Here is a 15898-nt window from a genome sequence, read left to right as displayed (position 1 = left end):
TTTTCCTCAACTTTTTATTAATTTCCACTTGCAGAAAATATATAAAATATTTTTGTCAAGTTTAGCATAAATCAATCCATTCATCTTGTCCATAAGGCTTTTTGCAATTGATAATCCAAGGCCTGTATTACTGCCATTGGATCTTGAATCATCTGCCTTGTAAAATCTATTAAATAGTAAATTTAAATCTCTATCCTTTAAGTTTTCAGCTAGGTTTGAAGTTATTATAACTGCAAAATTGTTATCTTGTTTTAAAGTTATAGAAACTTCTCCTTGTGCATGTTTTAGCATATTTGTAATTAAATTCTGAATTACACGTTTAGAAGCTGCTTTGTTTGCTGCAGCAATTATATCTTTGCTAGGCAAATTTATCTTTGGTGTTATGTCTTTAACTGTAAAATTATCATAAAGTGATGTAATAACCTCACATAATATATTATTTAAATTTACATGCTCTACTTTAAGATTGTATTCTGGAGACTCTATAATCGAAAGTTCAAAGAAATCATTTAACAGTTCTTTGAGAAAATAAGCTCTTTTTAAAGCTATATTTATGTATTCATCTTGCTTTTTACAAGAAAGTTTCTTTGATTTTATCATCTCAATATAGCCAACTACGGAAGTCAGCGGTGTACGCAAATCATGAGATATATTAGCTATAGATTGTCTTATTCCATATTCTGTTTGTTTTTGCTTTGCCTTGTTTTGAATATTTATGTCAATGTGCTTGTTTATACTTGCAGCTAATTTTTCAATATCGCTGTCAAAGAGTTTAATATCTATCTTCTTATTTGATTTCAAATTATTGTAGTCATCAAGTTGATTTGTGATATTTCTAATTTCAACTTTCATAAAAATCAAACGGGCAAGTAAAAGAAGATAAAAAATCATTAAAATCATTATTATAAAGTTCATTTACTTACTCATTCCTTTCAAGGCTTTTATATAACCATTATAATTGAAGTATGAAGAATATTCCAATATATACTTTTTGCAATGTCAATTAAATGCTTGTCAGATTGTGCTAAAAATGAAACTAGTCCTGCGAATTGTTTAGAGACCTCTTGCCGTACAACAAAATAAAAAATTTGTACATTAATCAAATTAAGTAATAAAATTTACAATAATTTAAATCGGGTTTGCCTTAATTTATTACTTTAATTGGGTTATTAGATTGATGGCTATGGAGTGGTACCCTCAAATTAGATACTCCTAAAGAAGCAATTAAAGAAAATAAAGGAATACCATAGAAATGATATCTAGGAGCAACCTCAACAAGTAAATGCAATAATACCATGCCCAATATAAATATAACTAATAGTAAAGAGTATTTAGATTTAACATTTTCAGAATATGAAATAATATAAAGAATGCATAATGTTAGTAAAAAATAATAATATAATAACGAAATCGCAATTCCTAAAATAAAGTATATATTGATATTGTTACCTAAATTATTTGAAGAACCAAGATTATAGGTAGCACTAGGATTATTTACAATAAAAACCGCATCTATATCACCTAACCACATTATCTTAAATTTATTGATAAATAAACTGATATTTTCTTTTATTCCTTGCTGTTTAAACCTATGTAAAGCTTGTTTTAATAAGTAGTCATGAATTTCTTGTGGTTTCATTTTACTTTCGCTTTCAATTTTACTGACCTTTATAGAATCATCATAGTTCCATATTCCACCATACTTTGCATCAGAGCCTATATACATAGTAAACCCTACTGGAAATGATGCAGCATCTCTCTTAATAACTGTAGAAATAGTAGAATTTATTATTAGATTTGATATAAAATAAAATATCAAAAATGCAAAGATTAATATAAATTTGGTAAACACAACATTAAAAATGTATCCTTTTTGTTTATAAAAAGTAAAATAGAAAATTAAAACCGATAAAACTATTAGTATACCTAGTGGGCGCAATGCATTTGTTAATGCACAAAGTATACCAAGCATACAAAAAGAAATGATTGATGTCAAAAAGTTTTTTAACTTTTTAAGTAAAATAATTAGTAAACATAAAAATAAAAAAAGTAAAAAAGTAAAAATATATTCTGCACAAATAATATTTGTATATAAAATTTGAGATGGACACAATGCCCATAGAACTGCTGTCCAAAACCCACATTTCACATTTTTGATTTCAGAACCGATTATAAATAGAAAAACTGATATTCCACAAGCTAGTATAATATTTAATATATTAGCCACAATAGCAAACGATCCAAACAACTTATAAAATATAGCCAATAAAGATGGGTACCCTATAACATGAGGAAACATAGAAATATAATTATTAAACGCAATACTACCTTTAGATAATTTTGATGCAAGTGTATGATACGTTAAAAAATCATTGGATGGTATTACTTTTATAAAAGTAATACTTAATATTCTAGGTAAACTAGTAACAATAAGTATAATCACCAGTTGTTGCCACAATCTTAGTGAGATATTCTTAAGTGAAAGTTTATTATATGCCCAAATAAACAAGATTGAAAATAAACTCACAAAAAGTAAAAAAAATAGCTTAATAAAAAAATTCAAAGTGATATTTTCATTGATCCTAAAAGTAGTGTCATATAAAAGTAAGGCAAAAATAAAAATTAAAAACGACGCAAATAATAATAAAATAATTTTTTCAACACATTTTGTGCCAATTGTTTTTATATTCTTTATAAAATACATGAAGTGCTCCCTTCAAAAATCAGAACTTAGATTAACAGAACCAATAAAAATAGGTTTATATACAATAAGTTAACTCCCCTTTATAACTTTTTTATTTCAATATAATTTTAAAATCTAATTACTAAGCAGTCATGAAGAAATTCCTAAGAAAGTCTTAAGTTCTAATTTTTGAAATAGATATTGTCATCACATATGTAAGTAAATAAAAATGTAAAGTATCATAAAAAGAAATAATAAAAAATCAACTGGTATTTAATATGACGTTTTACACAATTTGGACTAAGTTCTTGACAGTACCAATTCTCGGTGATAAACTAAATATATAGAAATTTAGAAAACGTTTATTTGATGTATTAATTAAAAATTAATATTTTTGTCACTCTGAAGCGAAGGTGTCCTGAGATAAAGAGCGGGCAGTAAAAAAGTAATATATTGTGCATTATTTATCTGATGGCGGCCTACTGTAACACTCCCACTTTGATAGAAGTGGAAGATAACATTAGTTGCGTCCCTAGATAATTCATCTAAACTTAGTGGGATAAACAAACTCCACTAAGTAAGATTCAGTGATATATAGTGATATATTATGACCGCATTTAAACTCTTCCCAAACTTGGGAAGAGTTTTTTTACATAGAAGATAAAAATGAAATACCATAGGGGGTTAAAAAATGCTGAAAATAGCTATATACGGAAAAGGCGGTATTGGGAAATCTACAATTACCAGTAATTTATCAGCAGCCTTTGCCAAGCTCGGGAAAAAAGTTATTCAGATAGGATGTGATCCTAAAGCAGATTCCAATAGCAATTTGCTTGGAGGAAAAACATTAATGCCTGTAATGAATTATATGAGAGAATTTGATGCAGATCCAGAAAAAATTGAAGATATTTCAAAAGTAGGTTTTGGCGGCGTTCTGTGTATAGAGACTGGCGGCCCTACACCAGGACTTGGTTGTGCAGGCAGAGGAATTATTACTACATTTAATTTATTGGAGGATTTAAATCTTTTTGAAGAATATAAGCCAGATGTTGTACTTTATGATGTTTTAGGCGATGTAGTTTGCGGTGGATTTGCAGCACCTATTCGTGAAGGATATGCTGAAAAAGTACTAATTGTTACTTCTGGTGAAAAAATGGCCCTCTATGCAGCAAATAATATAAATAGTGCAGTTAAAAATTTTGCAGATAGAGGTTATGCAAAGGTGTTTGGTATCGTATTCAATCATAGAAATATTGAAAATGAAGAAGAAAAAGTAAAAGATTTTGCCCATAAGGAACATCTTCCTATTGTAGGTGATATCCCAAGAGACAATAATATCAATCATTTTGAGGAGATGGGGAAAACAGTTATTGAAGGAGATCCTAACCTTCCAATAAGTGAGTGCTTTTTCAATTTAGCCAAATTATTGATTAAAAGTGAGGAAATGAAATGAAAAAAGAGTCATATTATATTACAGCAGAAAATTTAGCCGCAGAAGGTAAAGATAATATTCCTGCAGAACTTATTTCGAATACTCATTTGATTTACAGTTCACCAGCAACTCTTTCTTTTAATTCACCTGGTGCGCAGGGGTTTGGAGTTAAGCGAGCAGGACTAGCAATACCAGGGTCAGTTATGCTTTTAGTAGCTCCAGGGTGCTGCGGCAGGAATACAACAACATTAAGTGAACAGGGTGGATACAGTGAGAGAATGTTCTACCTGGTAATGGATGAAACTGATATTGTTACTGGAGCTCATTTGAAGAATATTCCACAGGCAGTTGAAGAAATTTGTAAGTGTACACCAAGTATGCCGTCAGTGGTTATGATTTGTATTACATGTGTTGATGCACTCCTCGGAACAGATATGGAGCGTGTTTGCAGAAAAGCTATGGATAGGGTGGATATTCCTGTTCTTCCCTGTTATATGTATGCATTAACAAGAGAAGGCCGTAAGCCTCCTATGGTACATGTAAGGCAGTCCATTTATTCGCTTCTTAAACCAATGGAAAAAAAGCTGGATACAGTTAATATACTGGGATATTTTGCTCCACTTATAGAAACCTCAGAACTATATGATTTGCTGCGCCATATTGGCATGAAGAAAATAAATGAGATCTCCCGCTGTAAAGATTTCGATGAATATATGCATATGGGAGAGGCAAATTTTAATCTTGTATTGAATCCAGAAGCAAGATTTGCAGCAGATGATATTATGAAACGACTGAATATTCCGTCAGCAGAGCTTATAAGACTGTACCAGATAGATAAAGTGCAGAATCAATACAGGATTTTCACCAGTGCTCTTGGTACAAGCTTTGATGATCAAAAATATTATGATGAAGCAAAAAAAGCCATAGATGAATTAAAAGCTGCTTATCCTGATATAACCTTTGCAGTAGGTGAAGCAATGAATGCTAATTCTTTTGAGCTCTCCTTGGCACTTTTAAGATATGGATTTGAAGTAGCTGAAATATATGCTAGTCTTACGGCTGAAGATTTTGTTTATATTAGAAAAATTGCAAAATTGAGTCCTAACACTAAGATTTATTCTAATCTTGAACCTACCATGATTTATTATGACTGCAGTGAAGAAAAGATTGATATAACCATTGGCAAAGATGCAGAGTACTATCATCCTGATTGTGTAAATGTACCTTGGAATGAGGACATTCAGCCCTTTGGGTATGCTGGTGTAAAAAAATTATTTGAGGAATTAAAACATTCATTGGATTGTTTTGGTAAGGAGGCATAGATGAAAGGATTAAGAAAATACATACCACCTTTTGCACCAGATCAGTCTGGTGCAGCATCTGTTCTTTATAAGCTTGGGGGAATTATAGTTATCTGCGATGCAGGGGGATGTGCTGGTAACGTATGTGGATTCGATGAGCCCAGATGGGCTGCAGAAAAAAGTGCCATTTTCAGTGCTGGTCTTCGTGATATGGATGCTATACTGGGACGTGACGACAGGCTTGTGGCAAAACTTTCAGATGCTGCTAAAAAAGTGAAAGCTAAATTTGCGGCGATTATCGGAACTCCGGTACCCTCAGTTATTGCTACTGATTACAATGCAATAAAGAGGATGTCAGAAAAGAAACTTGATGTACCGGTTATTACCATAGAAACTACTGGTATGGATTTATATGATGTGGGGGCTGAAAAAGCTTATCTTAAAATGTTTAAGACATTTTCAAAAGATGGCCTCACAGTAGATGAAAAAAGTATTGGTGTAATTGGTACAATCCCACTTGATGTAAGTGATTTAAAGGAAGCAGATAAAATAGAAATGACACTAAAATGTAAGAATTTCAAAAATGTTTACTGCTACGGTATGGAATCGGATTTGTCAAAGGTAGAGGCGGCTGGGAGTGTATTTAAAAATATAGTAGTATCACCTGCTGGATTAAAGGCTGCACAGTATTTAAAAGAGAGATTTGGAACACCTTATGAAGTTTATTATCCGCTGGTAGGAGATATGTTACAGGATGAGATGAAAGGACAGTTTAAAAGTTTTGAGGGTAAAAAAGTTTTAGTAATACATCAGCAGGTTATAGCAAATTCTATTAGAGATAAAATAAATGAAAATGTGAATTCAGACGTAACAGTTGCTTCATGGTTTATGCTAAAGGATGAGCTTAAAGAAGCAAAGGATATTTCTCTTACAGAAGAGGATCAGTTTGTAGAACTTGTAGAACGAGGAAATTACGATGTAATTGTAGGTGATAATATATTGAAACGTGCAATACCTAACTTTAAGGGAAGTTATGTGGGCACACCACATTTTGCAGTTTCAGGAAAGATGTGTATGATATGAAAAATTATAAAACTTTGTCAATTAGAGTCTATGGTATTGTACAGGGAGTTGGATTTAGACCTACAGTAAGCCGTCATGCAGATAAAAATCATATACGGGGAAGCGTATGCAATAAAGGACCTTATGTAGAAATATGGGCTCAAGGCAGTGAAAGTGAATTAGAAGGTTTTTTGTACGATTTAGAACACAATCCTCCAAAGCGTTCATCAATATTAAAAATTGATGTGCATGAAGAGAGAGAGTCGGAAAAATTTCAAGACTTTGAAATTATTGAAAGTGAACATGTGCAAGGTGAGATTTTTGTATCTCCTGATATTGCTATTTGTCCAGAGTGTAAAAGGGAACTTTTTGATAAGAATAACAGACGATATCTTCATCCCTTTATAAATTGTACGTGCTGCGGACCAAGACTTACTATTTTAGATTCCATGCCTTATGATCGTGTACGTACCAGCATGGGTGAATTTCCAATGTGCCCGGAGTGTGAATATGAATATACTCATGCAGAAACTCGAAGATATGATGCACAGCCGGTATGCTGCAATGAATGCGGCCCGGAGGTTTACTTAATTGGAAGAAGTGAGCGGGGCAGGGCTGCAATTACTTATACAAGACAAGTAATCCGTGATGGAGGAGTAGCCGCTATAAAGGGAATTGGAGGTTTCCATCTTTGCTGCGATGCGTCAAACCAGAAAGCTGTAGAGAGGCTTAGAAAATTAAAGACAAGACCTGCAAAACCTTTTGCAGTTATGATGCGGGATATGGAAACTGCGGAACGTGAATGTGAAGTTACAAAAGTTCAAAAAGAAGTATTGGATGGACATCAGAAACCAATCATACTTCTGAAAAGGAAGCCAAATGGAATGGTTTGTGATGCTGTGGCACCTGATAATCCCAAGGTTGGAGTGATGCTTCCCTATGCTCCTTTGCAGCTTTTGATATTTACATATGATGATGATATAGTTATGCCGGATTGCCTTGTTATGACAAGTGGCAATACATCAGGTGCACCAATATGCAGGGATGACAATGATGCAATAACAGAATTATCAAAGATGTGTGATGCTATTTTATCACATAACCGAATGATTCGTATTCGTGCAGATGATTCGGTTATGGATTTCTTTGAAGAAAAACCTTATATGATAAGGCGTTCCAGAGGATATGCACCGCTGCCGTTTATGGTTTCAAAGGGATTTAAAGGAGAAGTACTGGCAGTTGGAGGTGAACTCAAGAATACTTTCTGTATAGGCAAAAATGATTTGTTTTATCAATCCCCTTATATTGGTGACATGGAAGATTTAAGAACAGTAAAAGCATTGAAAGAGTCTATTATAAGAATGGAAACTTTGCTTGAGACGAAGCCAACAATTGTGGCATGCGACATGCATCCAAAATATAATACTACTTACGCCGCACAGGAAATTGGAATTCCCGTGCTGCAGGTTCAACATCATTATGCACATATCTTATCCTGCATGGCTGAAAATGATTATTCTGATCCAGTTATAGGAGTTTCATTTGATGGAACAGGATATGGAACAGATGCAACCATTTGGGGTGGAGAGCTATTAGAAGCTACTTATGATGGATTTGAAAGGCTTGGCAGCATAAAACCTTTTGTCCAGATTGGTGGTGACATGTCAGCTAAAGAGGGCTGGCGAATTGCAGTATCCATGATTTACAGTATATACAAAGATAAAGCAAAAGCAGCTGAAGTTGTAAGACAGCTTAAATTATGTGATGAAAAGAACTGTGATGTTCAATTTATGATGGCTGACAACAAAATAAACAGTATAACGTCTACAAGTGCAGGGCGTTTGTTTGATGCTGTAAGTGCTATCTTGAATATCAGAAAACAATCATCTTTTGAAGGGGAAGCTTCTACTACCCTTGAATTTGCAGCAGAAGCTTATGAAGAAAAACATGCAGTTCGTAATAGTGGCAGCAAAATTCCTGATGAAGATAGTATTGAACTTTCAAATCTTGTTTATAAAAATTCAGATGGACAGTTAATTTTGGCAACAGATGTTTTAGTAAAGAAAATTATAGAGGAAACTTTAGCAGGGAAAGATGCAGCGATGCTTGCTTACTTTTTCCATGAAAGATTGTCAGATATGATTGCAGCTGGATGTATACAAGCTTCTAGAAATACTGGGATCAAAACCATAGCGTTAAGCGGAGGAGTATATCAAAACCAGTTATTATTAAAAATGAGTTTGGAATGTTTGAGAAAACTTGGATTTAAAGTTTTAATTCATAGTTTGCTGCCGCCAAATGATGGTGGAATAGCGTTAGGTCAGGCAGTGGCAGCAATGAGACATATAAATAAATTGAAAAAAGGGGAGGAGAATAACTATGTGTGTAGGTTTACCAGCAAGAGTTGTAAAGGTTAAAGAAGGAATGGCTCTAATTGATGCTTCAGGAGCAAAAAGAAAGGTATCTGCAGAATTAATCGATGAATTGGAACCAGGCGATTATGTTATGGTTCATGCAGGAATTGCCATTTCAAAAATTACAAACGATGATCAGAGTGAAACAGATAAAATCATGGAGGAATTATAATGGCTGAGAACATAAAAAAAACTGCAAAGGAGATTATTGAATCCTACGACGGGACTAAGATTCGTATTATGGAAGTTTGCGGAACTCATACCCATGAGATATTCAGGCTGGGAATCAGGAATATCATACCAGAGAATATTGAACTGATATCAGGACCGGGATGTCCGGTTTGTGTTACACCCGTTGGCTTTATTGATGAAGCTATTATGCTGGCGCTTGACCATAATGCCACCATATGTACCTTTGGAGATTTAGTAAGAGTACCTGGTTCAGAAATGAACCTTGCTGGAGCCAGATCAAAAGGCGCCAAAGTTCAAATAGTATATTCACCTATTGATGCTTATGAGTATGCTAGAGACCATCTTGATGAGCAGGTAGTATTTTTATCAGTAGGATTTGAGACAACCACACCTGCCAGCTGTCTGGCTGTAAAAAAGGCAAAAGGTGCAGAACTTAAAAATTTTGCATTACTTACGGCAAACAAAACCATGCCGGGAGTATACAAAACACTAAAAAATAGCGCAGATGCATTTTTATATCCTGGCCATGTACATGCTATTACAGGTACGGAGCTATGTGAGTCTTTAGTTAACGAAGGTGTTAGCGGAGTAGTAACAGGTTTTACTGCAAATGAAATCATGACAGCACTTGCTGTAGTAATCACAAAATTACAAGAAGGAGGCAGCTTTTTTAAAAACTGTTATCCGAGAGTTGTAACACATGAGGGCAGTAAAGCGGCTCAGACTATTGTATCAGAAGTTATGGAGGACTGCGATTCTGAATGGAGAGGTCTTGGCGTTATCAAAAATTCAGGCCTTAAATTGAAGGAAGCTTATAAAGAGTTTGATGCTAGAGAAAAATTTCATTTAGGAAAAGTAGAGGGAAGAAGCAATCCGGCGTGCCGATGTGGTGATGTTTTGCAGGGAAAATGCAAGCCGTCAGATTGCAAAGTATTTGGCAAAGGGTGTACACCACTACATCCTGTTGGAGCTTGTATGGTATCTAATGAAGGTGCATGTTCAGCATATTATCAGTATGGAGGAAAAATAAATGGATAAAACAGTTACACTAGCTCATGGAGCTGGAGGAAGACAAACATCAGAATTAATAGATCAGGTTTTTAGAGCTCATTTTTCGAATCCTGACCTGACAGCAGATGATGCTGCATTATTGAACATTAAGGGAGGAAAACTAGCATTTACAACAGATGGATTTATTGTTTCTCCATCTGAATTTCCAGGTGGAAACATTGGTAAATTAAGCATTTGTGGTACAGTAAATGACTTATCCTGTATGGGGGCGAAACCTTTGTATTTATCGTGTGCCTTTGTCATTGAAGAGGGCTTCCCAATGGACAAGTTAGAGAAAATTGCAGCAGCCATGGAAAAGACTGCAAATGAAGCAGGGGTTAAAATAGTAGCTGGAGATACAAAGGTTGCTGGAAAAGGCCAAGTTGATGGTGTATTTATAACAACGACAGGTATAGGACAGATTATGGAGGATGCTAATACCTCTGGCTTTAATGCAAAACCTGGTGATGCGGTTATTGTAACCGGTGATATAGGGCGACATGGATGTACTGTTTTGCTGGCACGAAATGAGTTTGGAATTGACGCAGATGTAACCAGTGATTGTGCACCATTATGGGGAACAGTAAAAGCTATGTTTGATACGTCAAAAGATATTCATGTAATCAGAGATGCTACGCGTGGAGGTGTCGGTACGGTATTATATGAAATTGCCGAGCAGAGTAAAGTCGGAATTAGGTTGGATTCAAAGAGTATACCGGTAGCAGATGGTGTAAAAGGTGTATGCGGCATGCTGGGACTAGAACCATTATATCTTGCATGTGAAGGAAGACTTGTGGTTTTTGCTCCAAAAGAAATTGCTACCAAACTTGTGGATACATTACATAAAGGAAAATATTCCAAAGATGCGGCAATCATTGGTGAGGTAACTTGTGATATGCCGGGACGTGTTATTGTAAAAACAGAAATCGGTGCTGAAACGTTGCTGCCGCCTCCAGGAGGAGAATTGCTTCCAAGAATATGTTAATACAATAAAGCGATAATAGATGAATTCTAGTAAATTAGAATATGGAGGAAACACATTATGATAAAAATTGCAGTGTATGGAAAAGGTGGCATTGGAAAATCTACAACAGTTTCTAACATATCAGTTGCACTTTCTGATAAAGGAATAAGGGTTATGCAGATAGGATGTGACCCTAAAGCTGATTCTACAGTTTCACTTCATGATAAAAGAAACATGAATACGGTGCTTGAACTTGTAAGAAAAAAGAAGAATGATTTTAATCTGGAAGATATGGTTACTGTTGGGTACAATGGCGTCATATGTGTGGAAGCAGGTGGACCTAATCCAGGACTTGGATGTGCAGGCAGGGGAATTATAGCAGCACTAGAAAAATTGAAGGAAAAAGGTGCCTATGAGGTATACAAACCAGATGTGGTAATATATGACGTATTAGGTGATGTAGTATGTGGAGGGTTTTCTATGCCAATGCGTAAGGGCTATGCAGATGAAGTATTTATTATAACCTCAGGTGAAAACATGGCTATTCATGCAGCTGCCAATATTGCAACGGCTATAGAAAACTTTAAAAACAGAGGTTATGCTGGCCTTGGAGGTCTTATTCTTAACAGAAAAGATGTGAAAAATGAATACGAAAAAGTAAGCGAATTGGCAGGGGATATTCATTCAGAAATAGTTGGTACCCTGGACAGAAGTGAAGTTGTCCAGGAAGCAGAAACTTTGAATAAGACGGTAATAGAAGCATTTCCCGAAAGTGATATGGCAAAACAATATAGAAAGCTGGCAGAGATTATCATGAGGATATGTGGAAAGGAGATATCATGCTTATAAATGTATCTGAACAAGTTGATGAGACGGGTATCTGTACTTCAATAAAAGATGCTGCATTTCCTGCACCCTTTGTATCTGGACTTGAATATAATGCTCCTGCCAGGGGATCATGGAATATAGTCCATATTGGAATGCTTATTCCAAAGTCACATCAGATATATGTATGTGCAGCAAATTGTTTAAGAGGAGTTGTTCTTACAGCAGCAGAAATGGGTACATTGGACAGATTCTCAACTATAGCTGTGAAGGAAAATAATGTGCTTGAAGGTGACATGGAAGAACTTATCATTGAAGGTGTGTCGGATATACTCAATAAACTTCCACAAAAACCTCCAGCAGTTCTCATATACCCCGCCTGTATACATCATTTTATGGGATGTGATTTGGAACTAGTTTACGGAGAATTAAGAAAAAGATATCCAGATGTGGCCTTTGCAGAATGCTATATGGATCCAATTATGAGAAAAAGCGGTCTGACTCCGGATGAGAGAATGAGACGTCAGCTTTATAGTATCCTTGAACCATTGAAGATTAACAAAAAAAGCATTAATATCATTGGTAACAATATTCCTACGGATGAAAGTAGTGAGCTTATACGGATCATCCGCGAAAATGGATATGAACTGAAAGATATTACTTTTTGCAAAACCTATGATGAATATCTTAATATGGCTGAAAGCTGTGCAAACATATCTTGCCTTCCTGCTGCAATACCAGGTGGAGACTATTTACAAGATAAATTAGGACAGAAGCACCTGCATTTGCCTTTATGTTATGGATTTGATGAAATAGCAAAAAATTTGAATACATTGAACGAGTATTTGGGGTTACCAAAAAAAGAATACACAGATGAAAAGTCAGCAGCTTTAAATGCTTTGAAAGAAGCAAAAAAAGTCATTGGTGGTGCAAAGATTTCCATAGATTATACAGCTGTTCCAAGGCCTTGTGGGCTTGCTCGATTGCTTGTAGAGAATGGATTTAATGTGGACAGGCTGTATGCAGATTCATTTACAAAATGGGACAAGACAGATTTTGACTGGCTTGTAAAAAACAAACCTGAGATTAAAGTGTATGCTACAGTACATGCGAAAATGGGTGTTCTGGATAGAAAATGCAGTGAAAAAAGCCTTGCAATAGGGCAGAAGGCTGCTTATTTTACAGGAAGTGAATACTTTGTGAACATAGTGGAGGGCGGTGGCATGTATGGCTTTGATGGAATTGTGAGGCTTGCTGGACTTATGAAAGAGGCCTTTATATGTCCTAAAGATGTACGAAAGCTTATACAAATCAAAGGATGGAGGTGTGATTGCTGCTTATGAAACAGGCATCAGCATTTATTTCAACATATACCGCAGATGTGTCAGGTGTTTGTTCCGCACTATATGAATTAGGCGGGATGACTGTAATGCATGATGCATCAGGGTGCAATTCAACGTATACTACTCATGACGAACCACGCTGGTATGATATGGACAGCATGATCTATATTACAGGACTTTCTGAAATGGAAGCTATCATGGGTGATGATGAAAAATTAATACATGATATTGTGACAGCTGCAAAAGAGTTACATCCTAAATTTATAGCTATTGCAGGTACACCTATTCCGATGATGATAGGCACAGATTTTCCAGCTATTGCAGAAGTGATTGAAAATGAAACTAAGATTCCTACGTTTGCTATTCAAACAAATGGGATGCACTCTTACATATGTGGGGCAGGACAAGCTCTTACTGAAATAGTAAAACGATTTACCCTAACGGGTCTATCTAAAAGAACAAAAAGTGTAAATGTACTTGGAGCTACGCCCCTGGATTATTCAGTAAACAGCAGTGTAGACAGCATTAAAAGACGATTAACTGAAGCTGGTTTTCAGGTTTTATCTGTATGGGCAATGGGAAGTACATTGGAGCAAATGAAACAAGCTGGAGCTGCAGAAGTAAACTTAGTTGTTTCTTCTACTGGACTTTTAGCAGCAAAAGAATTACAAAAAAAGTTTGGGACACCATATGTTGTGGGCGTTCCAATGGGAGATAGTTTTGCAGCTGTAGTAATAAAATCACTGGATAAGGCAATTAATACAGGGAAATCCCAAATTGCATATGATAAACGAGCTATGTGTGGTGGTGACACGGTTATTATTGGAGAAAGCATTTATTCCGAATCATTAGCTGCAGCACTTGTGCTTGAAAAGAATATGAAAGTTAAAGTATTATGTCCTTTAGAAACGGAAGCTGATTTGTTATTATCAGAAGATATTTTGGCAGAAGATGAAGATAGTATAATGTTGCGTTTGCAAAATGCTGCAGTTGTGATTGCAGATCCTATTTATAGCAGGATTATTCAGCCTGGTACTAAATTTATATCACTTCCACATGAAGCTTTTTCAGGAAGAATTTATAGAAAAGATATTCCAGATTTGGTTGATAATATAGATATAATAAAGTGAAATAAAAAAGAATATTGTAATTGAAACCCACGACAGATGTAGTGGGTTTTTACCGTTTCCAACGGTTAATGAGTTGCTTCATAACTTTTATGGATTAATTAGAAAAGTTATTTCTTTAAAAATTAGATAATGTGGGGTACTATGGAAAATGATAAATATTGAACAAGATGAGAGGTATAGAAAAAATATGAAGAGAGAAAGGTTATTGAAGAATATTAGTGCACAAATAGAAAAAGGAAACCATATTATTGGTGTAGCAACAGGTACGGGAATGACGGCAAAATATGTAGAAAAAGGTGGAGCTGATTTTATCTTAGTGCTAAATTCTGGTAGGTTTCGGCAGATGGGGAGAAGTTCATTAGCGGGCTTTCTACCATTCTGTAATAGCAATGATATGGTAATGGATTTTGCTTCAAAAGAAATACTACCATTAGTAAAAGATATGCCTATTATTTTTGGATTTAATGCAACTGATCCTACAAAAGATATGGAAAATTACATAGATAAAATAAAAAGTATGGGCTTTTCTGGTATTAATAATTATCCTACAGTCGGATTGATAGACAATCAATTCAGCGAAGCACTTGAAGAAGCTGGATGTAATTATTCAATTGAGGTAGAAGCAATAAGAATAGCTCATAGGAAAAACATGTTTACAGTTGCATTTGTATTTAATGAAATGCAAGCAGAGCAAATGATTAGTGCTGGAGCTGATGTTATTTGTGTACATTTGGGCTTAACAGGAGGGGGATTATTAGGAGCAAAAAAAGTCTTTTCACTGGAAGCTGCAAAGGTTAAGGCAGCTAAGATATTTAATAAATGCAATGAGTTAAAGCCCAGTGTAATTAAATTAATATATGGTGGACCTGTAAAAACACCAATTGATGTTCAATATATGTATAGTAATAATAAAGATTTAATGGGATATGTAGGTGGCTCGGCATTTGAGAGAATTCCATCAGAAAAGTCCATTACAAATATAACAAAAGCTTTCAAATCATCAGCTCAACTTAATGAAGATGATTTAATGGTTAAGATGTTAGATGGAATTACAAAGCATTATAATTATGTTGAATTTGTTAAAGAATATGTTGTTCAAAATTACATGAATGATATTTCATTTTTAGATTTAGCTAAAGTAGCCCATGTATCTAGAGGTTACTTAAGCAGTTTGTTTAAAAGAGAAGTAGGCTGTAGTTTTCCAGAATATCTAGTTAAGTTTCGTATAAATAAAGCAGCAGAGATTATAATCAAAAAGAATATCCAATTATCCCACCTGGCAGCATTGGTTGGTTATAAGGATTATGCACAGTTTAGTAAAATGTTTAAAAAATATAAAGGTTGTTCTCCAAAACAATATAAATAAAAAAATATGACATAAGCACAAAAACATAGTACATAATAACGTTTACACAGAGACATAAAAAAAGTATGATTATTTTGTAGTTAATCATACTTTTTTTATGAGAACGTTCTCCAAAATATTTTCCTAGTAGTGTACA

At 34.7% G+C, this 15898-nt stretch carries 13 protein-coding genes; 11 read left to right on the top strand and 2 right to left on the bottom strand.

The genetic code is table 11. The features are described from left to right. Nucleotides 1-6 precede the first annotated feature (6 nt). Together DMR38_RS11960 and DMR38_RS11955 are read right to left on the bottom strand one after the other, a co-directional pair. Entirely contained in the window at nucleotides 7-915 is a 909-nt protein-coding gene (locus tag DMR38_RS11960) for a HAMP domain-containing sensor histidine kinase (protein ID WP_127721536.1), read from the bottom strand. Nucleotides 916-1144: 229 nt separating this feature from the next. Continuing rightward, nucleotides 1145-2704, bottom strand: a complete 1560-nt coding sequence (locus tag DMR38_RS11955; protein ID WP_127721535.1) for a hypothetical protein — start codon at nucleotides 2702-2704, stop codon at nucleotides 1145-1147. A 670-nt stretch (nucleotides 2705-3374) separates the two neighbouring features. On the opposite strand from DMR38_RS11955, the gene DMR38_RS11950 reads away from it, so the two are divergent. The 11 genes from DMR38_RS11950 to DMR38_RS11900 all read left to right on the top strand — a co-directional run bounded on the left by DMR38_RS11950 (nucleotide 3375) and on the right by DMR38_RS11900 (nucleotide 15762). Continuing rightward, a complete protein-coding gene (locus DMR38_RS11950; protein WP_127721534.1) occupies nucleotides 3375-4136 on the top strand; it encodes a nitrogenase iron protein NifH in 762 nt (253 codons plus the stop codon). After that, entirely contained in the window at nucleotides 4133-5437 is a 1305-nt protein-coding gene (locus tag DMR38_RS11945; protein WP_127721533.1) for a nitrogenase component 1, read from the top strand. Before DMR38_RS11950 ends, DMR38_RS11945 begins: the two co-directional genes overlap by 4 nt. Beyond that, nucleotides 5438-6499: a nitrogenase component 1 gene (locus DMR38_RS11940; protein WP_127721532.1), complete on the top strand. Its 1062-nt coding sequence runs from the start codon at nucleotides 5438-5440 to the stop codon at nucleotides 6497-6499. After that, nucleotides 6496-8895, top strand: coding sequence for a carbamoyltransferase HypF (hypF, locus tag DMR38_RS11935; protein WP_127721531.1), 2400 nt, complete (start codon nucleotides 6496-6498; stop codon nucleotides 8893-8895). Before DMR38_RS11940 ends, hypF begins: the two co-directional genes overlap by 4 nt. Next, nucleotides 8858-9064 (top strand): HypC/HybG/HupF family hydrogenase formation chaperone, encoded by a 207-nt coding sequence (locus DMR38_RS11930; RefSeq protein ID WP_023161800.1) that lies wholly within the window; start codon nucleotides 8858-8860, stop codon nucleotides 9062-9064. The genes hypF and DMR38_RS11930 overlap by 38 nt, the downstream gene beginning before the upstream one ends. Then, nucleotides 9064-10122, top strand: coding sequence for a hydrogenase formation protein HypD (hypD, locus tag DMR38_RS11925; RefSeq protein ID WP_127721530.1), 1059 nt, complete (start codon nucleotides 9064-9066; stop codon nucleotides 10120-10122). Before DMR38_RS11930 ends, hypD begins: the two co-directional genes overlap by 1 nt. Further along, on the top strand, nucleotides 10115-11119 hold the full coding sequence (hypE, locus tag DMR38_RS11920; protein WP_127721529.1) for a hydrogenase expression/formation protein HypE: 1005 nt from the start codon (nucleotides 10115-10117) through the stop codon (nucleotides 11117-11119). Before hypD ends, hypE begins: the two co-directional genes overlap by 8 nt. Before the next feature lie 57 nt (nucleotides 11120-11176). Further along, nucleotides 11177-11947 carry a nitrogenase iron protein NifH gene (locus DMR38_RS11915; RefSeq protein WP_127721528.1) on the top strand — a complete coding sequence of 257 codons (771 nt, stop codon included), beginning with the start codon at nucleotides 11177-11179 and terminating at the stop codon, nucleotides 11945-11947. Beyond that, nucleotides 11920-13266 (top strand): nitrogenase component 1, encoded by a 1347-nt coding sequence (locus DMR38_RS11910; protein ID WP_243124292.1) that lies wholly within the window; start codon nucleotides 11920-11922, stop codon nucleotides 13264-13266. Before DMR38_RS11915 ends, DMR38_RS11910 begins: the two co-directional genes overlap by 28 nt. After that, nucleotides 13263-14396 (top strand): nitrogenase component 1, encoded by a 1134-nt coding sequence (locus DMR38_RS11905; RefSeq protein WP_127721527.1) that lies wholly within the window; start codon nucleotides 13263-13265, stop codon nucleotides 14394-14396. Before DMR38_RS11910 ends, DMR38_RS11905 begins: the two co-directional genes overlap by 4 nt. A gap of 187 nt (nucleotides 14397-14583) precedes the next feature. Next, a complete protein-coding gene (locus DMR38_RS11900) occupies nucleotides 14584-15762 on the top strand; it encodes a phosphoenolpyruvate hydrolase family protein (protein ID WP_127724045.1) in 1179 nt (392 codons plus the stop codon). Nucleotides 15763-15898: the final 136 nt, after the last annotated feature.

The sequence above is a fragment of the Clostridium sp. AWRP genome (assembly GCF_004006395.2).
Taxonomy (GTDB): domain Bacteria; phylum Bacillota; class Clostridia; order Clostridiales; family Clostridiaceae; genus Clostridium_B.
This window is presented reverse-complemented; position numbering and strand designations above follow the sequence as displayed.